Genomic DNA, 20,649 nt, shown 5'->3' with positions numbered 1-20,649 from the left:
TGACGGGGTTGATGCCTATATGGGGCAGGCTGCGGGGGATTCAAGGGGGGCGGAAGGATTTGGGGGGCGGAAGGATTTGCATCCTCGCGCCTTCGCATCTACCTGTTCGCGTCCACGTGTCCGGGCATCCGCCTGAAGCGCCGTCATGCCCGGCCCTGGGCCGGGCATCCACGACGTGGGTGTCGGCCGAAAGTCTGGGATGGCCGGGCCAAGCCCGGCCATGACGTTCATCCAGCTCTGACGTTCATCCAGCTCTGACGTTCATCCAGCTCTGACGTTCATCCCGCTCTGGCGTTCATCCAGCCATGACGAGCGGCGCCGGTGCCCGCGCCGCTCACTGCACCCGGCGGGTGGAGAGCGGGGCCGGGGAGGGGCGGCTGGCGGGTTTCACCGCCTTGGCCGCCTTGGCCGCCGGCGCGAAGGCCGCGGCGCTGCGGCCCTTCTGCTCCTTGGCGCTGGCGCGCGCGCCCTGCTCGCCAAACAGTTCCGCCAGCTTGTCGGTCATGGCGCCGCCCAGTTCCTCGGCGTCGACAATGGTGACGGCGCGCTTGTAATAGCGCGTCACGTCATGGCCGATGCCGATGGCGATGAGCTCGACCGGGGACTTGTCCTCGATCTGCTGGATCATCCAGCGCAGATGGCGCTCGAGATAATTGCCGGGATTCACCGAGAGGGTGGAATCGTCGACCGGCGCGCCATCGGAGATCATCATCAGGATCCGGCGCGATTCGGTGCGCGCCAGCAGGCGGTTATGCGCCCATTCCAGCGCCTCGCCGTCGATGTTCTCCTTCAGCAGCCCCTCGCGCATCATCAGGCCGAGATTGCGCCGGGCGCGGCGCCAGGGGGCGTCGGCGGATTTGTAGATGATGTGACGCAAATCGTTCAGCCGCCCGGGCGCGCCCGGCTTGCCGGCCGAGAGCCACGCCTCGCGTGCCTGCCCGCCCTTCCACGCCTTGGTGGTGAAGCCGAGAATCTCCACCTTCACGCCGCAGCGCTCCAGCGTGCGGGCCAGAATATCGGCGCAGGCGGCGGCCACCGTGATCGGGCGCCCGCGCATCGAGCCGGAATTGTCGAGCAGCAGGGTGACGACGGTGTCGCGGAAATCGGTGTCGCGCTCGCGCTTGAAGGAGAGCGGCTGCATCGGGTCGAGAATGATGCGGTGCAGGCGCGCCGGGTCGAGCATGCCCTCTTCGAGGTCGAACTCCCAGCCACGGTTCTGCTGCGCCATCAGCTTGCGCTGCAGCCGGTTGGCGAGGCGGGCGACGATGCCGGACAGATGCACCAGCTGCTTGTCGAGATGGGCCCGCAGCCGCGCCAGTTCGTCGGCGTCGCACAACTCGTCGGCGTTCACCGTCTCGTCGAAGCGCGGGGTGAAGGGGTGGTATTCCGGCGGGCGCGGCTCGGCCGGCACCGCGTTTTCCGGCTTCCACGGCTCGGAGGCATCGTCGGATTCGCCCAGCTCCGCATCGTCGGAGAGCTCGGAATTGGGCTGGTCCTGCTGCTCCTCCGATTCTTCCGGGTTCTGGTCGGAGGACAGGTCGGAATCGACCTCGGTCTGTCCTTCGGCGTTGTCCTCTTCCTCGGAATCGCTGCCCTTGCCGTTGTCGTCGTCGCGGCTGTCGTCGGCTTCGGTGGAGGGATCGTTGTTCTCGTCGAAGGGGGCGATGTCCTCGCCCATGCCGAGCGAGGACAGCAAATCACGCATCGCCTCGGCAAAGCGGAGCTGGTTGTCGGCGGCACCGGAAAGCTCGTCGAGCGCGCTGGCGCCGTGCTCCTCGATGAAGCCGCGCCACAGATTGACCATCTCGCGCGCGGCGGCGGGCGGGGCCATGCCGGTCATGCGTTCGCGCAGGATGAGCGAGAGCGCATGCTCCAGCGGCGCGTCGGAGCGGTCGGCCAGATTGGCGAAATTGGCCTTCTGGTAACGGTCTTCCAGCATGGCCGAGAGGTTCAGCGCCACCCCGTCCATCCGCAGGGCGCCGAGCGATTCGCAGCGCGTCTGCTCGGCGGCTTCAAAAGCGGCGCGGGCCTCCTGGCCCATCGGCACCAGCCGCTGATGCACCTTGGGGTCATGGCAAGCCATGCGCAGCGCCATCGAATCGGCATGGCCGCGCATGATGGCGGCGTCCTGCTTCGACATGCGTCGGGCGGGCTCGGGCAGGCGGGCGCGCCCGTCGGCAAAGCCGGGCTTTTCCGAGCCGAAGGTCACGTCGATCTCGCGATTGCCGGCAATGGCGCGCAGGCAGCCGGTGACGGCGCGCTTGAGCGGCTCGGTCGGGGCTTCCTTGGGCGGGGTGCGGCTGGTGCGGTTCGACGTGGACATGGCAAGCCTTGGATATGGGCAGCCCTCTCCCGATGGAGAGGGCGGGACCGGCGGCCGGCCGGTCCCGGGGATGGCCGTCAGGACATGACGACGTTGATGGCCGACTCGGTCAGTTCCTTGCCGAAGCAGCGCTGGTAGAACTCGGCCACCAGCGGGCGTTCCAGCTCGTCGCACTTGTTGAGGAAGGTGACGCGGAACGAGAAGGCCAGCTCCTGGAAGATCTCGGCGTTCTCGGCCCAGGTGATGACGGTGCGCGGGCTCATCACGGTCGACAGGTCGCCATTGATGAAGGCCTGCCGGGTGAGATCGGCAAGGCGCACCATGCGGGCGGCGGTGTCGCGGCCTTCCGGGGTCTGCAGGTTCTTGGCCTTGGAGACGACGATGTCGACCTCCTTGTCATGCGCCAGATAGTTCAGCGTGGTGACGATGGACCACCGGTCCATCTGCGCCTGGTTGATCTGCTGGGTGCCGTGATAGAGGCCGGTGGTGTCGCCAAGGCCAATGGTGTTGGCGGTCGAGAACAGGCGGAATGCGGGGTGCGGGCGGATGACCCGGTTCTGGTCCAGCAGGGTCAGGCGGCCGGCGGATTCGAGCACGCGCTGGATCACGAACATCACGTCCGGGCGGCCGGCGTCATATTCGTCGAACACCAGGGCAACGTTGTTCTGGTAGGCCCAGGGCAGGATGCCGTCGCGGAATTCGGTCACCTGAAGCCCGTCGCGCACCACGATGGCGTCCTTGCCGATCAGGTCGATGCGGCTGATGTGGCTGTCGAGGTTGATCCGCACGCAAGGCCAGTTGAGCCGGGCGGCGACCTGCTCAATATGGCTCGACTTGCCGGTGCCGTGATAGCCCGTGACCATCACCCGGCGGTTATGGGCGAAGCCGGCGAGGATGGCGAGGGTGGTCGGCCGGTCGAACAGGTAGTCGGGATCGATTTCCGGCACATGGGCGTCCGGTTCGGCATAGGCCGGCACATCCAGATCGACATCGATGCCGAACACCTGACGAACAGAGACCTTCATGTCCGGCAGCGCGGGCGCTTGCGTGAGCGGGGCGGTCATTCTTCCTCCGTTGCCGCGCGTGGGCGCGCGGGCTGGTCTGGCACACGTGCTTCCTAGCAGAAGCCCGCGTTCTTGAGATGATTATAGGACTGGATCACGTCGCGCAGACGGTCCTCGGTTGAAATGTCGCCGCCATTGGCGTCGGGGTGGTATTTTTTCACCAGAACCTTGAAGCGGGCCTTGATCTCCTCGGGCGTGGCGGAAATCTCCACGCCCAGGGATTCGAAGGCGCGGCGCTCGGCATTGCGGATCATCCGGCTTTCGCGCGGCGCTTCCGGCTCCGGGCGGGCGCGCCCGCCCACTTCGCCGAACATGCCGAAGGGGTCGGCGATGTTCTCCGTCGCGTGGCGCTTGGCGTGCTCGGCGGCGCGGGCGGCCCCGCCCTTCGAGCCCATCTTCCAGGTCGGGCGATGGCCGGTGGCCGCGTCCTTTTGGTAGGCGGCGACGGCGTCGTCGGCCATGCCGTTGAAATAATTATACGACTGGTTGTAGGCGCGGGCATGCTCGAAGCAGAAGCGCCAGAACTGCCCCTCCATCTGCCGGCCCTTCGGCGCGCGATGAGTCGCGGGGTTGCAGCAGCCCTCCCACTCGCAAGCGGGGCCTTCCGCCTTCAGGCGGCGATCGCGGTCGGGCTTCACGCGGATGCGATCGAAGAGGGGGGAGTCGAGCTTCATGGTCCGACGATTATGCTGTTGCTGGAGCAGGTATACAAGAAACCGATGGTTCGTCACCGCCCTGAAGAGACATACGGGGCGCTGGGCCGATCAGATCGCGGTGGGCGGAATCGACAATTCCCTCACCTGACCCGGTGAGGCTGAAGGATTGTCCCACCCGATTGCGGTTGCATCGGGTCGGTGGAAGGCGAGGGCGAAATGTTGACGCGGCTAGGGGGTGGGCGTACCGCATCGCTCATGAGCACGCAAATCCCCCACCCGCCGATGCCCCCCGAGGATGCCGTGGCGCAGGCGCTGGCCCGCGTCCGGGCAGCGCTGGCCGAATTGTCGCCCAGCGTCCTCGACCTTGAGGATGAAAGTCATCGGCATGAAGGCCATGGCGGGCATCGTCCTGGTCAGCTGACGCATCTTCGCGTGCGAATTGTCGCGCAGGCGTTCCTCGGCCAGAGCCGGCTGGCGCGCCATCGCCTGGTGAATGGCCTGCTGGCGGACGAGATGGCGCGCGGCCTGCACGCCCTCGCCATCGAGGCAAAGGCGCCCGGAGAGTAGCCCCGGCGCGCGTCCTCCCGTCAGCGGCCCGCGCGATATAGGAAGTGCCGGCGCTTTTATCCAGTAGCGCGAAGGCTGTGCCGCGACGGGCGCGGGCGTCGCAGGACGACCAGCGTTGGCGATCGCGTCTCCGCGCTGGGCGGGAGTGACGCAGAGGCAGGGCGTTGTTTTTTCGCTCCTCCCTTCCATGTTCAAGGTGTTCTGTCTCGTTGAAAGGCTCGCATTCTCTGCGCGTGCGATCCTTCTTCGCAAGGCAGCACAGCCTGATTATTTCAATAGGGGAGGTTGCTGATGTCGTTGACGAACAAGGCCGAACGAAGCCTGATCAGCCATGAGGAATACGAGATTGTCCGCCGGACGCATCATCCCGCTATCTATGATGTGGCCGGCGAGGATCTCCAGTCGACCCGCAAGCGCCTGCGCGACCTGCAGGAAAAGGAGCGTACCCTGGCGCGGGAGAAGCGGCGCATCTCGCGCGGCAAGGCCGAGCCTCGCGGCGGCAGCTTTCCCGGCACGCAAGAGCGCCCGAGCCAGCGCAAGCAGGTCTTCGCCGCTGCCGTCAAGCGGCTGAGCCGGGAGATCGACCGTCGGGCACGGATCGCGGCGCGGGCCCCGCAGGCCGAGATTGCCGAGAGGGCCCTGGCGATGCGGCGCGAGAACTTCAATGCCCCGCACGCTGCCGCCGATACCGCCAATGAGGGCATGCAGGCCATCGCCAGCCGGCGCCGGCGCACCTCGGTGCATCCCGGAAAGGTGGGCCGCGTCTCCCAGCGCACCAAGGCCGCCCAGGCCCGCCGCGATGCGAAAGGCTAGAGCATTTTCCGCGAAAGTTGAGAGACTTTCGCGACGAGAAAACGCTCCAGCTTGTTGAATGCAAAGTACTTTCTGATCGATCAGGTGATTCGACCCGTTCGGAAAGGGCTCTAGAGCATGGTCCGATCAGGTCGAATCAGTCTGATCGGTAAATCGCCCTCCAGCTCTAACAGGCGCGTGGTCTACGCCTTACGGCCGGCGACGCTTCCGGGCGCAGCCGGCCCAGCCCGCCGCAGCGGGGCGACGCGCAGCAGGGTGATGCGGTTGCGCTGCTTGCGCATCACCTGGAAGCGGAAGCCGTGGAACATGAAGGCCTGCCCCGGCTCCGGGATGATGCGGGCCTCATGGATGACGAGGCCGGCGATGGTGGTCGCCTCCTCGTCCGGCAGGTGCCAGCCCATCGCCCGGTTGAGGTCGCGGATCGCCACCGTGCCCTCGACGCTGACCGAGCCGTCCGGGTTGCGGCGGGCGCCGGTGAAGGCCTTGTCGTGCTCGTCGGAGATGTCGCCGACGATCTCCTCCAGAATGTCCTCCAGCGTCACCAGTCCCATCACCTCGCCATATTCGTCGACGACGAGGGCGAAGTGCTGCTTGCGGCGGCGAAAGGCCTTGAGCTGGTCGGGCAGGGAGGTGACGTCGGGCACGAACCACGGGGCGCGGGCGATCTTCTCGACGTCGAGCTTGGTGGTGTCGTTGCCGACCGCGATCAACTCGCGCAGCAGGTCCTTGGCGTGCAAAACGCCGATGATGTTGTCCGGCCGATCGCGCCACAGCGGCAGGCGGGTGTGCGGGGAGGCGAGCACCTCGTGGACGATGCGCTCGGGCGGCTCGTCGGCGTTCAGGCTCGCCATCTTGGTGCGGTGGACCATGATGTCGGAGACTTCCAGCTCGCCGAGATCCAGCAGGCCGCCGAGCATGTCGCGCTCGTCCTTCACCACGCTGCCCTCGCGGTGCAGCAGGTCGACCGTGCCGCGCAGTTCCTCCGAGGCGGAGAGCACGTTGGTGGTGGCGCCCAGTGGCACGCCCATGGCGCGGAGCAGGGCGCGCACCAGTGCCTCGATCGCCAGCGTCAGCGGGCCGAACAGGCCGACGATGAAGCGGATCGGCCCCGCCACCAGCAGCGAGACGCGGTCGGGGTGGTTGATGGCGATGGTCTTGGGCAGCACTTCGGAAAAGATGACGACGACGATCGTCATGCCCACCGTCGCATAAGCGATGCCGGCGGTGCCGAACCAGGCGAGCAGCAGTCCTGTCGTCAGCGACGATGCCGCGATGTTGACGAGATTGTTACCCAGCAGGATGCCGCCGATCAGGCGCTCGCGCTGCCCCATCATCCTGTTCACCAGCGCGGCGCGGGCATCGCCATTCTTTTCGAGCGTGTGCATCCGCGCCTTGGAGGAGGCGGTCAGTGCCGTTTCGCTTCCCGAGAAGAAAAAGGACAGCAGGAGGCAGATGATTACGGCGCTGAGGGCAATCCAGTCATATGCGGTCATGGCGCCTTCTTAGCTGGGCTGGCGTTCGACCTCAAGGAAGGCACGGATCTGTGACGGGTCGACATCCCTGGCGATGTAGCTCTGGCCGATGCCGCGGGCGAGGATGAAGGTCAGCGCGCCGCGCGACACCTTCTTGTCCTGGCCGATCAGGGCCATCAGCCCGTCCGTGTCCGGCAGCGCGCCGGGAATGTCGGCGATGCGCGTCGGCAGCCCGACACTGCGCAGATGCGCCTCCACCCGCGCGGCGTCTGCTTGCGCGCACAGGCCCTGTGCCGCCGAGAAGCGGAAGGCCTGCGCCATGCCGATGGCGACCGCCTCGCCATGCAGCAGGCGCTGCGAGAAGCCGGCGCCCGCCTCCAGCGCATGGCCGAAAGTGTGGCCGAGATTGAGCAAGGCGCGATCGCCCGTCTCCTTCTCGTCGCGGCTCACCACGGCGGCCTTGGAGGCGCAGCTGGTGGCGATGGCCTCGATGCGCTCGGGCCCGCCGCCGAACACGGCCTGCCATTTGCGCTCCAGCCAGGCGAAGAACGGGGCGTTGTCGATCAGCCCGTATTTGGCGACCTCGGCATAGCCGGAGCGGAACTCGCGCAGCGGCAGCGTGTCGAGCGCGCCGGTGTCGGCCAGCACCAGGATCGGCTGGTGGAAAGCGCCGACGAGGTTCTTGCCGTGGCGGGAATTGATGCCGGTCTTGCCACCGACCGAGGAATCGACCTGCGCCAGCAGGCTGGTCGGGGCCTGGACGAAATCGACGCCGCGCCGCAGCGCTGCCGCCGCGAAGCCCGCGAGATCGCCGACCACGCCGCCGCCCAGCGCCAGGACAAGGTCGCCGCGCTCGATCCGCGCGGCGAGCAGGGCGTCCACCACCTCCTCGAACACGGCGAAGCACTTGGACTTCTCGCCGGGCGCGACCAGCACCGGGGTTGGCGACAGGCCGGCCTCGCGCAGCGCTGTCTCCACCGTGCCGAGATGGCGGTCGGCGACATTGTGGTCGGTGACGATGCCGACGCGGGCGCCCGGCCGCAGGGCGGCGATGCGCGCCCCCGCCTCGGCGAGCAGACCCGGGCCGATGACGATGTCATAGGAACGCGCGCCAAGCCCGACGCGCAGCTGCGTGCGATTGGCGTCGGGGGCGACAGATGCAGAAGCGGCGGGCATGTTCATGTCTCGTCTCCCGAAGCCGGCGCGGCGAGATGGGCGATCAGCGCCTCGATCACCGTGTCGACCATCACGTCCTGCGGCACGTCATGCGACACCACGGTGACATCCGCCAGCGCATAGACCGGATAGCGCTGGTCGATCAGCCGCGCCAGCGTTCCCTCCGGATCATTCTTCAGCAGAGGCCGGTCGTCGCGCCGGCGCACGCGGCGCAGCAGCACGTCAAGCTCGGCCTTGAGCCAGACACAGATGCCGCGGGCGGCGATGGCGGCGCGCGTTTCTTCGCTCATATAGGCGCCGCCGCCGGTGGCGAGCACCATCGGCCCGGCCTCCAGCAGGCGGGCGATCACCTTTTTCTCGCCATCGCGGAAGGCGGGCTCGCCCCGCAGGGCGAAGATCTCGGGGATCGTCATGCCCGCCGCCGTCTCGATCTCGGTATCGGCATCGGCGAAGGGCAAAGCGAGGCGGCGGGCGAGGCGCTTGCCGACCGAGGATTTGCCGGCGCCCATCATACCGACAAGCACGATGGAGCGCGCGCCCTGAAGCTCGCGCAGGCGTGCCGCCGTCTCGTCCTGTTCGGGTTCCGCCGTCATCGTACCCTGCTCGCTCAAACAAAGCGCGGACTAGCATTGGCGCAAGGGTGACGCAATGCGAGGGACGCAATGGGAGGCCGCCGCGCGCGGCGGTGGCGGTGTAACGCTCCGTTCAGACAGAAATGGCAGGGTGAAACCGACATCGCCCGGGTCGGGCGCGTTTCCGCCGGCCTGCCAAAGGCCGTAGGATCGGCGCCACCCTTCATCGAATCGCGCAAGGCCCCGCTTCCCCATGCCGAGCCTCATCCGTCTTCTCGTCATTCTCGGCATTCTCGGCGGCATCGGCTATGGCACGCTGTGGGCGTTCGCCACGCTGGTGAAGCCGCAAATGCGCGAGATGAGCATCGTGGTGCCGCCGGATCGGTTCGCCAAATGAACGCGCCGGCGCCGGCGCCCGCACAGGCGCGGCTTTTTCTCGACATGATGGCGGCCGAGCGCGGGGCCGGGCCGAACACGCTAGGCGCCTATCAGCGCGACCTTGAGGATTATGAGGGGTTTCTGGCGGCGCAGGGCTCGCACGCGCTGGACGCCGGGACGGCGCAGCTGCGCGCCTGGCTCGCCGCACTCTCCGTGCGCGGCCTCGCCAGCGCCAGCGTGGCGCGAAAACTCTCGGCGGTGCGCCAGTTCCACCGCTTTCTCTATGCCGAAGGCCATCGCGGCGACGACCCCGCCGCCGTGCTGGAAGGCCCGCGCCGCAGCCGGCCCTTGCCGAAGGTGCTGACGCTGGACGAGGTGAGCGGGCTCATCGCCACCGCCCATGCGCGGGCCGGCGAGGCGGTGTCGAGTTTTGCGGAAGGCGCGCGGCGGGCCCGCACCGCCTGCTTCATCGAACTTCTCTACGCCACCGGCCTGCGCGTTTCCGAGCTGGCGGCGCTGCCGGCCTCGGCAGCGACCATGAAGGGCGACGCCCTCATCGTGCGCGGCAAGGGCAACAAGGAGCGCCTCGTGCCGCTGGGCGAGCCGGCCAAGGCGGCGATGAGGCTCTACCGCGCCGCGCTGGAGACCGCGAACGCCGGCAAGGCGGGGAAAGGGCCGGGCACGCCGCCGCCTCGCGCGCGCTGGCTGTTCCCCTCCGGCGCCGCCAGCGGCCACATCACCCGCCAGCAGGTGGCGCTCGACCTGAAGGACCTCGCTCTGGCGGCGGGGCTCGATCCGGCGCGGCTCTCGCCACATGTGCTGCGCCATGCCTTCGCCAGCCATCTTCTGGCGCATGGGGCGGAGCTGCGCATCGTGCAGACGCTGCTCGGCCATGCCGACATCTCGACCACGCAGATCTATACCCATGTGCTGGACGAGCGGCTGAAAAGCCTGGTGCGCGACCTGCATCCGCTCAGCGATAACAGCGGCGATTAAGCGCATTTGCGGCCTTGCCTTGACGTCGCCACCCTCTCGGGGCAGCTTCCGCGCAACTTCGCGGGTTTCCCCTCCGGGCGGCCCCCCTTACCTTGTCAGCCGGTTCAGTCATTTCCAATGCGCAGCTACCTCGATTTTGAGAAGCCCGTGGCCGAGCTTGAGGCCAAGCTGGAAGAATTGCGCGCTATGGCGGCGCAGGGCGACGCGGTCGCCATTGGCGACGACATCGCCCGGCTGGAGGGCAAGGCGCGCGACGCGCTGCTCCAGCTCTACGCGAATCTCTCCCCCTCGCAGAAGACGCAGGTGGCACGCCACCCGCTGCGCCCGCATTTCTCCGACTATGCCGCCAACCTGTTCGAGGAGTTCGACCCGCTGGCCGGCGACCGCAAATTCGGCGACGACTCCGCCATTCTCGGCGGCCTTGCCCGCTTTCGCGGCCGCGCCGTCTGCCTGATCGGGCAGGAAAAGGGCTCCACCACCGAAACCCGCATCAAGCATAATTTCGGCATGGCGCGGCCCGAAGGCTACCGCAAGGCGGTGCGCCTGATGGAACTGGCCGACCGTTTCTCGCTGCCTGTCATCTCGCTGGTCGACACCGCCGGCGCATTCCCCGGCCTCGACGCCGAGGAGCGCGGCCAGGCCGAGGCCATCGCCCGCTCCACCGATGCTTGCCTCTCGCTCGGCGTCCCCAATGTTGCCGTCATCATCGGCGAGGGTGGCTCGGGTGGCGCGATCGCCATCGCCACGGCCAACCGCGTGCTGATGCTCGAGCATTCCATCTACAGCGTCATCTCTCCGGAAGGGGCGGCCTCGATTCTCTGGCGCGATACCGCCAAGGCGCAGGAAGCCGCGATGAACATGAAGATCACGGCGCAGGACCTGCTCCGCTTCCATGTCATCGATTCGGTGATTGCCGAGCCGCCCGGCGGTGCCCACCGTGCCCCCGAGGCGGCGATGCAGGCGGCGGGCGACGCCATCGAGGCGGCGCTCGGCGAACTGGACGGGCTGGACCCGGCGGCGCTGCGCAAGGCGCGCCGCGAGAAGTTCCTCGCCATCGGCCGGAACCTCTGAGCCGGCCGGGCGAAGGCCACATGCCGTACTGACGTGCTGTGCGGACGTGCTGTGCGGACTTGCCGTGCCTACGAATTGCCGACGTGTTTTTCGGACGTGCCGGCCCCTCGCGAAGGGGTGATGCAGGGGGGCGCGGGGCGGGATTGCCGACGCCATCGCTGCGGTATAACGCTTTGGGCCGGTGCTTTGGGCGCCGGGCTTTCGGGGAGACACCTGGGTTGAGGTTTCACGGGTTTTCGAGCCTCTCGCGCCAGGCGCGTGACCGGGGGTTCGGCGTGCGCTGGCGCGCGGCCCTGCTTGCCGGCTGTGCGGCGCTGGTGCTTGCCGGCTGCAATGGCGGCGACAGCAACTCGCCGATGTCCAAGGCCAGCAAAACCCTGTCGCCGCAGACGCTGGCGCTGATCCAGCAAAAGGACATGACCAAGTCCAGCCCGATCGTGGTGCGGATCTTCAAGGAAGAATCCGAGCTGGAGGTCTGGAAGGAAACCAATAGCGGCGAGTACGAACTGCTGAAGACCTACCCGATCTGCCGCTGGTCCGGCGAATTGGGGCCGAAGGTGCGGGAAGGCGACCGGCAGGCGCCGGAGGGCTTCTACACCATCACCCCCGGCCAGATGAACGCCAATTCCAGCTATTACCTCGCCTTCGACCTCGGCTTTCCCAATGCCTATGACCGCGCCTGGGGCCGCTCGGGCAGCAATCTGATGGTGCATGGCGACTGCTCCTCGCGCGGCTGCTATGCCATGACCGATGAGCAGGTGCAGGAAATCTTCGCGCTCGGCCGCGAGAGCTTTTATGGCGGCCAGCGCTCGTTCCAGGTGCAGGCCTACCCGTTCCGGATGACCGCCGACAATCTGGTGCGCCACCGCAACAACCCGAACCTCGCCTTCTGGAAGATGCTGAAGGAAGGCAGCGACGTGTTCGAGCTGACCAAGGCGCCGCCCAAGGTGGATTATTGCGGCAAGCGCTACGTGTTCAACGCGACGCCGGTGGACCCGAGCCAGAAGCTGCAGGCCTCCGCTCCCTGCCCGGACTACACGATGCCGGAAGGTCTGCAGGAGGCGGTGGCCGCCCGCCAGAAGGAAGCCAATGCCAAGATCGCCAGCGCTGGCGTGCTGCAGCCGGCCGCCCCGGTCAAGACCGGCAAGGATGGCGGCATGCACAAGGTGTTCCTCGCCAAGCTGGAAAATCCCGAGCTTTCCGCCCCGGGCTCACTGCCGCCGGTCGTGAAGCCGCCGGGCAGCGACTATGGCGTCTCGACCACCGAACCCGCGCCGGCCGAGAGCATCGCCCTCGCCACTGCCGACACGGTGAGCGAGACCGCCGCCGTGCCGCTGCCGGCACCGCGTCCCGATGACGCGCCGGGCGGCCCGCGCACCGCTATCGCCGCCGCGCCGGCCTCCGCAGGCGGGCTGTTTAGCCTGTTCGGCGCTCTCGCACCCACTGAGACCAAGCCGGTCGACGCTGCGGCCGTGCCGGCGGCTCCCGCGCCGCCGCAGGCCGCCAGCACTCTGGCCGCTGCCGCGCCGGCCGACGCCCAGCCCCGGCCGCCGGAGCGCGCGGCGCTGCCTCAGGTCGCGGCGCTCGACGCCGGCAGCAATGGCGGATTTCTCGACAGCCTGAAGAACTGGTTCGGCGGCAGCACGCCGCCGGCGGCCGCACCGGCCGAGCCGATCGCTGATGTGCCGGTGCCGCCCGTCCGTCCGCCGGTGCCGCGCCAGGCGACGACGGCGCCCGCGGCCCAGCCCGCCCGCGCGAACCCGCCGGCTGCCGCCACGCCCACCGCCGCCACGGCGCCGCCTTCGGTGGCGTCGTCCAGCGGCGAGGCGGTGTCCGGCACCGTGCCGACCCTGCCGGGCGCCGCCGGAATCTTGGCGCCGGGCAGCTTCTCTACGGTTCAGTAAGAGCGCAGGGCGCCGTTTCAGGCGATCGGGGAACTGTGGATGCTGGCGACCCGCCAGCCATCCGGCTCGCGACGCCACACGCGGGTAAAGCGCAGCGTCGCCTCGAAGGGCGCACCGCCCGCCGTGCCGGCGGCGTCGGCCCGCAAGACCGCCAGCACAAGTCCGGGGGCGAGGCGGCTCAGCCGGTAGTCCGAAAAAGCCAGCCGCTCCAGCCGAAAGGCGCCGATGCGGTGCAGGTCGAGGTCGTCCTCTTTGCTCAGCACATGGCCGAACTGGTTGACGAAGACCAGATCGTCGGCCAGCAGCGCGTCGAGCGCCGCGACGTCCCCCGCGAGGGCGGCGTCGCACAGGCGTTGTTCGGCGGCCGCGACGCCGTGCAGGTCCGCCTCAGTCGGATCGTCCTGCACCGCGCCGCCGCTCATGGCCCTGCCTCAGACGAACTTGCCGTGGCAGTGCTTGTACTTGAGGCCCGAGCCGCAGGGGCAGGCCTCGTTGCGCCCAACCCGGCCCCAGGTGGAGGGATCGTCGGGGTTGCGCGGCGGAGCGGCGGGGTCGTCGGCCGGCGCCAGCGTGGCTTCGGCGGCGAGCTCGGCATCGGCGAGCGCGAACTCGTCCTCGCCGGTGGCGGGGTCGATATGGTGCGGCGCCATCGGCGGCATGTCGTCGGTCTGCGGCGCGGCCATCACCTCGACCCGCATCAACTGGGCGGTCACGGCCTCGCGCAGATTGGCGAGCATGGCCTCGAACAGCTGGAAGGCTTCCGACTTGTACTCGTTCAGCGGGTCGCGCTGGGCATAGCCGCGCAGGCCGATGACCTGGCGCAGATGATCGAGCGTTACCAGATGCTCGCGCCAGAGATGGTCGAGCGTCTGCAGCAGGATCGACTTCTCGACATAGCGCATGATGTCGGGGCCGTATTTGGCCGCCTTCAGCGCCATCGCCTCGTCGGCCCGGCGCTGCACGCGCTCGCGCATCTCCTCGTCGGCGATGCCTTCCTCGGCCGCCCATTCCTTGACCGGCAGGTCGAGCCCCAGCACGCGCTGGAGCTGCTCGGCGAGGCCGTCCGTGTCCCATTGCTCGGGATAGGCGCTGGGCGGGACATGCTTGACGACGATGTCCTCGATGATGCCATGGCGCATCTCGGCCACGGTCTCGGCGACGTCCTCGTCCTGCATCAGCTCGACGCGCTGCTCGAACACCACCTTGCGCTGGTCGTTCATCACGTCGTCGTACTTCAGCAGGTTCTTGCGGATGTCGTAATTGCGCGCCTCGACCTTCTGCTGCGCCTTTTCCAGTGCCCGGTTGATCCAGGGATGGACGATGGCCTCGCCCTCCTTGAGGCCGAGCTTCTGCAGCATGCCGTCGAGCCGGTCCGACCCGAAGATGCGCATCAGGTCGTCTTCCAGCGACAGGAAGAAGTGCGAATGGCCGGGGTCGCCCTGGCGGCCGGAGCGGCCGCGCAACTGGTTGTCGATGCGCCGGCTCTCGTGGCGCTCGGTGCCGATGACATAGAGCCCGCCGGCTTCCAGCGCCTTCGCCTTCAGCTTCGCGACTTCCGCACGGATCTGGGCCTCGGCGGCGGCGCGCTGTTCGCCTTCCGGCATGTCGCCGAGCTCGTGGGAGATCCGCATGTCGGCATTGCCGCCGAGCTGGATGTCGGTGCCGCGGCCGGCCATGTTGGTGGCGATGGTGACGGCGCCGGGCACGCCGGCCTGGCTGACGATGTAGGATTCCTGCTCGTGATGGCGGGCATTGAGCACCGCGAACACCTGGTCGTCCGCCGTGCCCTGGTCGCCGTCATAGAGCGGGCGGAAGGCGTCGGGGTCGGAAAAGTCCTTCTGCTTGAAGCCGCGCTTCTTCAGCAGTTCGGCCAGCAATTCGGACTTTTCGATCGAGGTGGTGCCGACCAGCACCGGCTGGCCACGGCTCTTGCAGTCGGTGATGAGGTCGATGATGGCGTTGTATTTCTCGGTCGCCGTCCGGTAGACCTCGTCATCGTCGTCGACGCGCTGCACCGGCAGGTTGGTCGGAATCTCGATCACTTCGAGATTGTAGATGTCCTGGAACTCCGCCGCCTCGGTATTGGCCGTGCCGGTCATGCCGGCCAGCTTCTCATACATGCGGAAATAGTTCTGGAAGGTGATGGAGGCCAGCGTCTGGTTCTCGGGCTGGACCTGCACCCGCTCCTTGGCTTCCAGCGCCTGGTGCAGCCCTTCCGAATAGCGCCGGCCCGGCATCATGCGGCCGGTGAACTCGTCGATGATGACGACTTCATTGTTGCGGACGATATAGTCCTTGTCGCGCTGGAACAGCGTGTGGGCGCGCAGCGCCTGATTGACGTGGTGGACGACCGAGACATTCTCGATGTCGTAGAGGCTCTCGCCCTTGAGGATGCCGGCATCGCGCAGCAGGTTCTCGGCCTTTTCCATGCCGGCTTCGGTCAGGGCGACCGAGCGCTGCTTCTCGTCGACGTCGTAATCCTCCTTCGACAGCTTGGGGATATAGGCGTCGATGGTGGTGTAGAAATCCGAGCGGTCGTCGAGCGGGCCGGAAATGATCAGCGGCGTGCGGGCTTCGTCGACCAGGATGGAGTCCACCTCGTCGACCACGGCGTAGAAGTGCGGGCGCTGCACCATCTGGTTCAGCTCGTACTTCATGTTGTCGCGCAGATAGTCGAAGCCGAGCTCGTTATTGGTGGCGTAGGTGACGTCGCAGGCATAGGCCGCGCGGCGCTCATTGTCGTCGAGGCCGTGATGGATGATGCCGGTGGTGAGGCCGAGGAAGCGGTAGACGCGCCCCATCCACTCGGCGTCGCGCTTGGCGAGGTAGTCGTTCACGGTGACGACGTGGACGCCCTTGCCGGTCAGCGCGTTGAGATAGACCGGCGCGGTGGCGACCAGGGTCTTGCCTTCGCCGGTGCGCATCTCGGCGATGCCGCGCTCATGCAGCACCATGCCGCCGATGAGCTGCACGTCGAAATGCCGCTGGCCCAGCGCCCGGCGGGATGCCTCGCGCACCGTGGCGAAGGCGGGGACCAGCAGGTCGTCCAGGCTGGCGCCCTTGGCCAGCTGCTCGCGGAAGGCGATGGTCCGGGCGCGCAGCGCCTCGTCGGAGAGCGCCTTCAGCTCCGGTTCGAGCGCGTTGATGGCCGCGACCTTGGGCTGATAGCCGCGCACGCGGCGGTCATTGGCCGATCCGAAGAGCTTTCGCGCGAGAGCGCCGAACATGAGACTTCCAATCCGAGTCCGCCAGGAGCAGGTGTCGGACGGGCGGTGACGGGCCGCCGCATCCTCTTGAGCAAGCTGCGGGCGCGAGCGCGCGGGCTGAAGCCTCATCGAGACGCCATTTGCGGCCGAAATGGGTCTTCAGGGCCGGGCCGCCGCGAACGGCTTGCGGGTTCTTGCGTCACATAAGCGCGAGTGCCGGCGAGAACCCGCACCGCGTGCCACACTTATGAACGGGTTTGGGGGTTGTCAATCGCAGGCCGGACGACAGTTTTGCTAACCCGCAAGCCATCGCCCCGGCGGTCCCGTCCCCGACGCTCCGGCGGCGAAAAATCTGGCGTCGGTGATCTTACACGCTTGCAACCTGAACCGGGCTGGGCCAGCTTTCGCGGCCCCGCAGCGGCCAACCGAAAATTGAGGAACGCTTCATGACCCGTCATAGCCCGCACACCGCGCCCAAGGCGGCCCATCGCCCCGCCGGCCGGGTCACCTCCAGCCCGCTGCGCGCTGGTCTTCTCGCCGCCCTGATCGGCACGGCCTTCCTTCCGGCGCTGCCCGCGCTCGCCCAGGACGCTGCGGCACCCGCTGCGGCACCCGCCGCCGCGCCGGCGACCGCCGCCGCCCAGAGCGATGACCCGGTGCTCGCCACCGTCAACGGCACGCCGATCCGCCGCAGCGACGTGACCGCCGCCGCCGCCGAGCTCGCCCCGAACCTGCCGCAGCAGATCCAGGGTCCGGCGCGCGACGAATATGTGCTCGGCTTCCTCATCGATCTCAACGCCATGGCGCAGGCCGCCGAGGCCGAGAAGCTCTATGAGACCGAGGCCTTCAAGCGCGAGATGGAATTCATCCGCAAGCGCGTGCTGATGCAGGCCATTCTCACCAAGGCCACCAAGGACGCCCTGACCGACGAGGCCATGCAGAAGACCTACCAGGAAGCGGTGGCGCAGCAGAAGCCGGAGAAGGAAGTGCGCGCCCGCCACATCCTGTTCCGCGCCGACCCGAACAACAAGGAAGCCCAGGCGGCCGCCGAGAAGAAGGCGCAGGATGTCGAGGCCCAGCTGAAGAAGGGCGCGGACTTCGCCAAGCTGGCGACCGAGCTGACCGAGGACCCCTCGGGCAAGGCTGATGGCGGCGATCTCGGCTTCTTCACCAAGGAGCAGATGGTGCCGGAATTCGCCGAAGTTGCCTTCGAGCTGAAGCCCGGCGAAGTCTCGAAGCCGGTGAAGACCCAGTTCGGCTGGCATGTCATCAAGCTTGAGGAAACGCGCGAGCGCCCGGTGCCGACCTTCGAGGAGGTGAAGCCGCAGATCGAGCAGTTCGTGGCGCAGAAGGCGCAGGCCGAGGTGGTGCAGAAGACCCGCGACGCCGCCAAGGTGGAGAAGACCGAGGCGGCGCCGAAGCCCGGCGACCTCCTCACCCCGCCCGCCGCGACCCCCGCCACGCCGACGCCGTGATCGGGAGCACGCGCCGATCAGCCGGCAACGCAGGCTGATCGGATGGCGCCCGACGCGCCGCTTCGCATGGCGCGGCCATGAGACAAAGCCCCGGGCCGGTGAGGTCCGGGGTTTTTCTTTGCCCTCGCGCGGGACCGGCCGCCGCCGATGCTGGCCAGGCGGCGAGACGCTGCCGCCGGCCTTGCCGGCGCGCCGCAGCCCCCGGCCGTCCCGAGGTGCGACCGGACCCAGATACTCAGGTGAGACGGCGCCGCTCGGGCTGGATCGCCCTCTGAAAACGCCTTTTGGCGGCGGCCCTAGGCGCGCCAGTCGTCATAATCCGATGTGGCCATCATTCTTGGCCATCATTTCCGCGAGCTCGCGGAAGTCACCTTGGGCGCCCAACTCAGGCTGGTGCGCGAAGCGGGCCAGCGGTTGCCGTCGCGGGTAGCCGATCGCCCATTGCGGTGAAGATGGCGGCGCAGGCCATGGGCGAGAGATGACCGAGCCCAGCCTGGTGCGCGACGACTGAGGGCAACTCGCGCCCCGGCGTCGTTCCGAGGCGGAGGTGTCCGGTGCCACCGCGCTGCACAGCCTGGTCACAACGTCGACGATATCAGCAGAAACGCCTCGCGCTTGCGGGGGGAGCGTGGTGCCGGCCGTTCGCGAACCGGTCGTGGACGAGACCGTGGACCGGCGCGTTCGCCTTCGCCGCGACCGGGTCGGCGCCCTGCACCTGTGCCGAGGCGTTGCCTTCTCGCCGATGAACAGGCGTCCGCAGCGCCGCCGCTTCTTGGCGAGGGCGCGCCGCCGGGCGCGAGGCGGCGTGTCCGGTGGCCGGCACGAGTGGTCGCGGATCATCGTTCGATCTGTGCTGACGATCTGGCCGTCGCGCCGCTCCGACAGGCCATGTTGGCCCCGCAGGGCGCGGCCCGCCCGCTTGGCGGCACGCATACCAATTTGCAAGGGTCTCGCGAAGCGTTGTCGCATCGAGCATTGGCTCGGCCAAGCGCTACTTCAGCCTTGCGTTCTCGTCGTCGAGCACCTTCAGGCGCCGGGCCTTGGAAACGTCCATGCCGCCGACCCGGCCTTCCAGTGTCGAGCGTCGCCTCCAAAATCCCGTGCCTGCCCGCCAGATCGGCGGTCTCCGCGCCGGCCTCGTGCTCCCTCAAGACCGACATGATCTGCTCGTCGGTCACCCTCGCTCGCTTCAACGGCGTGTCTTCGCCCGGGCCCGAGGCGGACGCTGCCCGAAGGAGAAACGCAGCGACAGGTCGGCAGGCCAAGACGTCGCCGGTGCTCCCGCCGAGATCGGCGAGCGGAAAGCCGCGCTCAGCGACGAAGGCAACCGCGCGCGATCAACCGGGCGGCGGATGCGAGGCTGTCGGCGTCGTCATCGAGCCGCCGGGTCAGCAGGCGCGCCCAGACATAGCCGCTGACCAGATCGAGGCCGGCGGCAAGAGCGAAATCCGCGGCCAGCTCGCCACGCCCGGCGGCGCGATTGAACATATCGGCGAGCGGAAAGCTGCGCTCAGCGACGAAGGCTCGGAGCATTTCCAGCGCCGCCGGGTCGTGCTGGGCTTCCACCAGCAGCGCGGTGAACGCTTCGCCGGCTGGCGTATCGCGCCAGAATGCGAGCAGGCGACCCAGAGCCGCGACGAGATCGCCTTCCAGTGAGCCGGTGTTGGTGCCGGAAAGGTCGAGCGGCTGCCGGGCATAAATCTCGATCAGCAGGGCCGGCTTGCCGTTCCACCAGCGGTAAATGGTCGGCTTGCCGGCGCCCGCGCGCCGCGCCACCTGCTCGATGGTGAAGCCGGCGTAACCCGCCTCGGCGAGCACCGCCTCGGCCGCCTCCAGAATGGCCTCGGCCGCCGCCTTGCTGCGGCGCGGGCCGGCCGAACTCCGGCGGCCTGCAGGCCCTCCATCCTGAAAAGACCTTTGCCGAAGGGGTCTGTTAACCATCTTCCTTAACCACGCCGGTGGATGTCGAGACGATCATGGCGTCGTGCCCGAGGCCCGCCGCGCTCCTCAGAAAAGAGGCCCGCTCACGTGCATAAAATGAAACGAAACGTTCTGAATTATGAAACGGTACGTTTCGTATCGAGTATAAAGCGCGGATATGTTTACTATTTTACGAGTTCGCCGGCTAACGTTCACCGGTGATCGTCAATCCACGTCATGACACCGTCAAGCCGTCGCGAGCGAACCGGTGCACGCCGGACCCGCGTGAAGACGAACGAATCAGGCACAGAAGCGATCTCCCCTTTTCGCCCGTTCCGCAGCAAAGGTAAAGGTTTTCGGCGGGCCATACGATGATGCCCGGGGCGGGGAGAGCCGGGCGGACCGGGGCGGGGCGGACCGGGCGGCGCCAAGCCGGGGTGGACATACCAGGGCCGTAGATGGCGCGATGTCCCCGTTCGCGTCCCGTCGGCCAAGCGCGCTCAGGCACATCCCTGCGGCTGAGCCGGTCGGGTGCCAAACCGCAGTCGCTTGAGGCGTCGACAGCCGGGCGAGGGGGCGGTCGTGCGGATGAAGCGCGACCGGCATCGTGGTCGCGGTGGGGCGGCCATACCGTCTTGGTCGCCGGAGCGCGGGCGTCTGCGACCTTGGTGGCAGCGGGTCGGGTGGCGGGTGCCAAACCGCAGTCGCTTGAGGCGTCGATAGCCGGGCGAGGGGGCGGTTGTGCGGATGAAGCGCGACCGGCAACGTGGTTGCGGTGGGCGGCCATACCGTCTTGATCGCCGGAGCGCGGGCGTCTGCGACCTTGGTGGCAGCGGGTCGGGTGGCGGGTGGCCAATCGCAGCCACTTGAGGCGTCTTTAGCCGGGCGAGGGGGCGGTCGTGCGGATGAAGCCGACCGGCAACGTGGTTGCGGTTGGGCGGCCCTACCGTCTTGATCGCCGGAGCGCGGGCGTCTGCGACCTTGGTGGCAGCGGGTCGGGTGGAAAACCGCAGCCCCCGAGGTTATCCGCAGCCGGGCGAGGGGCGGTCCTGCGGG

The 20,649-nt window shown here is 68.1% G+C and carries 16 protein-coding genes; 7 read left to right on the top strand and 9 right to left on the bottom strand.

The genetic code is table 11. From position 1 onward, the window contains the following. Positions 1-334: 334 nt before the first annotated feature. The 3 genes from cobT to A3M1_RS0102930 form a co-directional block, all read right to left on the bottom strand. A complete protein-coding gene (cobT, locus tag A3M1_RS0102940) occupies positions 335-2,323 on the bottom strand; it encodes a cobaltochelatase subunit CobT (protein WP_018387459.1) in 1,989 nt (662 codons plus the stop codon). A 77-nt stretch (positions 2,324-2,400) separates the two neighbouring features. Next, complete coding sequence (cobS, locus tag A3M1_RS0102935) at positions 2,401-3,387, bottom strand: cobaltochelatase subunit CobS (RefSeq protein ID WP_018387458.1); 987 nt, start codon at positions 3,385-3,387, stop codon at positions 2,401-2,403. A gap of 53 nt (positions 3,388-3,440) precedes the next feature. Next, on the bottom strand, positions 3,441-4,061 hold the full coding sequence (locus A3M1_RS0102930) for a J domain-containing protein (RefSeq protein ID WP_018387457.1): 621 nt from the start codon (positions 4,059-4,061) through the stop codon (positions 3,441-3,443). Positions 4,062-4,325: 264 nt separating this feature from the next. Here A3M1_RS0102930 and A3M1_RS0102925 point away from each other — a divergent pair, with 264 nt between their 5' ends. After that, the gene (locus A3M1_RS0102925; protein ID WP_018387456.1) at positions 4,326-4,610 is read left to right on the top strand and encodes a BolA family transcriptional regulator; all 285 of its coding nucleotides are present in this window, start codon (positions 4,326-4,328) and stop codon (positions 4,608-4,610) included. Between the two features lie 291 nt (positions 4,611-4,901). Continuing rightward, on the top strand, positions 4,902-5,423 hold the full coding sequence (locus A3M1_RS0102920) for a hypothetical protein (RefSeq protein ID WP_018387455.1): 522 nt from the start codon (positions 4,902-4,904) through the stop codon (positions 5,421-5,423). Between the two features lie 182 nt (positions 5,424-5,605). Here the strand turns inward: A3M1_RS0102920 and A3M1_RS0102915 are convergent, their stop codons facing one another. From A3M1_RS0102915 to A3M1_RS0102905, 3 genes are read right to left on the bottom strand one after another with little or no spacing between them, the layout of a single operon-like run. Further along, positions 5,606-6,916, bottom strand: coding sequence for an HlyC/CorC family transporter (locus tag A3M1_RS0102915; RefSeq protein ID WP_018387454.1), 1,311 nt, complete (start codon positions 6,914-6,916; stop codon positions 5,606-5,608). A 9-nt stretch (positions 6,917-6,925) separates the two neighbouring features. Then, positions 6,926-8,077 (bottom strand): 3-dehydroquinate synthase, encoded by a 1,152-nt coding sequence (gene aroB, locus A3M1_RS0102910; protein WP_018387453.1) that lies wholly within the window; start codon positions 8,075-8,077, stop codon positions 6,926-6,928. Further along, a complete protein-coding gene (locus A3M1_RS0102905; protein ID WP_018387452.1) occupies positions 8,074-8,664 on the bottom strand; it encodes a shikimate kinase in 591 nt (196 codons plus the stop codon). The genes aroB and A3M1_RS0102905 overlap by 4 nt, the downstream gene beginning before the upstream one ends. 232 nt (positions 8,665-8,896) lie before the next feature. Between A3M1_RS0102905 and A3M1_RS26630 the strand changes: the two genes are divergently transcribed. The 4 genes from A3M1_RS26630 to A3M1_RS0102885 all read left to right on the top strand — a co-directional run bounded on the left by A3M1_RS26630 (position 8,897) and on the right by A3M1_RS0102885 (position 12,992). Next, positions 8,897-9,040: a hypothetical protein gene (locus A3M1_RS26630; RefSeq protein ID WP_018387451.1), complete on the top strand. Its 144-nt coding sequence runs from the start codon at positions 8,897-8,899 to the stop codon at positions 9,038-9,040. Next, on the top strand, positions 9,037-10,017 hold the full coding sequence (locus A3M1_RS0102895; RefSeq protein ID WP_018387450.1) for a site-specific tyrosine recombinase XerD: 981 nt from the start codon (positions 9,037-9,039) through the stop codon (positions 10,015-10,017). Before A3M1_RS26630 ends, A3M1_RS0102895 begins: the two co-directional genes overlap by 4 nt. A 117-nt stretch (positions 10,018-10,134) precedes the next feature. Continuing rightward, positions 10,135-11,088, top strand: coding sequence for an acetyl-CoA carboxylase carboxyltransferase subunit alpha (locus tag A3M1_RS0102890; protein ID WP_018387449.1), 954 nt, complete (start codon positions 10,135-10,137; stop codon positions 11,086-11,088). A 275-nt stretch (positions 11,089-11,363) separates the two neighbouring features. Further along, positions 11,364-12,992 carry a murein L,D-transpeptidase family protein gene (locus A3M1_RS0102885; RefSeq protein ID WP_245261552.1) on the top strand — a complete coding sequence of 543 codons (1,629 nt, stop codon included), beginning with the start codon at positions 11,364-11,366 and terminating at the stop codon, positions 12,990-12,992. Positions 12,993-13,009: 17 nt separating this feature from the next. Here A3M1_RS0102885 and A3M1_RS0102880 read toward each other — a convergent pair whose 3' ends face one another. Beyond that, entirely contained in the window at positions 13,010-13,414 is a 405-nt protein-coding gene (locus tag A3M1_RS0102880) for a nuclear transport factor 2 family protein (RefSeq protein ID WP_018387447.1), read from the bottom strand. 9 nt (positions 13,415-13,423) lie between these two features. Next, entirely contained in the window at positions 13,424-16,219 is a 2,796-nt protein-coding gene (gene secA, locus A3M1_RS0102875; RefSeq protein WP_018387446.1) for a preprotein translocase subunit SecA, read from the bottom strand. 425 nt (positions 16,220-16,644) lie between these two features. Here secA and A3M1_RS0102870 point away from each other — a divergent pair, with 425 nt between their 5' ends. After that, the gene (locus A3M1_RS0102870) at positions 16,645-17,673 is read left to right on the top strand and encodes a peptidylprolyl isomerase (protein ID WP_018387445.1); all 1,029 of its coding nucleotides are present in this window, start codon (positions 16,645-16,647) and stop codon (positions 17,671-17,673) included. Positions 17,674-18,984: 1,311 nt separating this feature from the next. Here A3M1_RS0102870 and A3M1_RS0102865 read toward each other — a convergent pair. Continuing rightward, the gene (locus A3M1_RS0102865; protein ID WP_256379648.1) at positions 18,985-19,614 is read right to left on the bottom strand and encodes a TetR/AcrR family transcriptional regulator; all 630 of its coding nucleotides are present in this window, start codon (positions 19,612-19,614) and stop codon (positions 18,985-18,987) included. Between the last annotated feature and the right edge of the window lie 1,035 nt (positions 19,615-20,649).

Source organism: Ancylobacter sp. FA202 (assembly GCF_000380205.1).
GTDB lineage: Bacteria > Pseudomonadota > Alphaproteobacteria > Rhizobiales > Xanthobacteraceae > Ancylobacter.
Note: the sequence above shows the minus strand (reverse complement) of the source record. Positions and strands in the feature narration are given on the sequence as shown.

What these genes read in the sequence shown, in the direction of transcription:
- cobT (WP_018387459.1), bottom strand. Translation starts at nt 2,323, where the DNA reads ATGTCCACGTCGAACCGCACCAGCCGCACCCCGCCCAAGGAAGCCCCG.
- cobS (WP_018387458.1), bottom strand. Translation starts at nt 3,387, where the DNA reads ATGACCGCCCCGCTCACGCAAGCGCCCGCGCTGCCGGACATGAAGGTC.
- A3M1_RS0102930 (WP_018387457.1), bottom strand. Translation starts at nt 4,061, where the DNA reads ATGAAGCTCGACTCCCCCCTCTTCGATCGCATCCGCGTGAAGCCCGAC.
- A3M1_RS0102925 (WP_018387456.1), top strand. Translation starts at nt 4,326, where the DNA reads ATGCCCCCCGAGGATGCCGTGGCGCAGGCGCTGGCCCGCGTCCGGGCA.
- A3M1_RS0102920 (WP_018387455.1), top strand. Translation starts at nt 4,902, where the DNA reads ATGTCGTTGACGAACAAGGCCGAACGAAGCCTGATCAGCCATGAGGAA.
- A3M1_RS0102915 (WP_018387454.1), bottom strand. Translation starts at nt 6,916, where the DNA reads ATGACCGCATATGACTGGATTGCCCTCAGCGCCGTAATCATCTGCCTC.
- aroB (WP_018387453.1), bottom strand. Translation starts at nt 8,077, where the DNA reads ATGAACATGCCCGCCGCTTCTGCATCTGTCGCCCCCGACGCCAATCGC.
- A3M1_RS0102905 (WP_018387452.1), bottom strand. Translation starts at nt 8,664, where the DNA reads ATGACGGCGGAACCCGAACAGGACGAGACGGCGGCACGCCTGCGCGAG.
- A3M1_RS26630 (WP_018387451.1), top strand. Translation starts at nt 8,897, where the DNA reads ATGCCGAGCCTCATCCGTCTTCTCGTCATTCTCGGCATTCTCGGCGGC.
- A3M1_RS0102895 (WP_018387450.1), top strand. Translation starts at nt 9,037, where the DNA reads ATGAACGCGCCGGCGCCGGCGCCCGCACAGGCGCGGCTTTTTCTCGAC.
- A3M1_RS0102890 (WP_018387449.1), top strand. Translation starts at nt 10,135, where the DNA reads ATGCGCAGCTACCTCGATTTTGAGAAGCCCGTGGCCGAGCTTGAGGCC.
- A3M1_RS0102880 (WP_018387447.1), bottom strand. Translation starts at nt 13,414, where the DNA reads ATGAGCGGCGGCGCGGTGCAGGACGATCCGACTGAGGCGGACCTGCAC.
- secA (WP_018387446.1), bottom strand. Translation starts at nt 16,219, where the DNA reads ATGTTCGGCGCTCTCGCGCGAAAGCTCTTCGGATCGGCCAATGACCGC.
- A3M1_RS0102870 (WP_018387445.1), top strand. Translation starts at nt 16,645, where the DNA reads ATGACCCGTCATAGCCCGCACACCGCGCCCAAGGCGGCCCATCGCCCC.
- A3M1_RS0102865 (WP_256379648.1), bottom strand. Translation starts at nt 19,614, where the DNA reads ATGGTTAACAGACCCCTTCGGCAAAGGTCTTTTCAGGATGGAGGGCCT.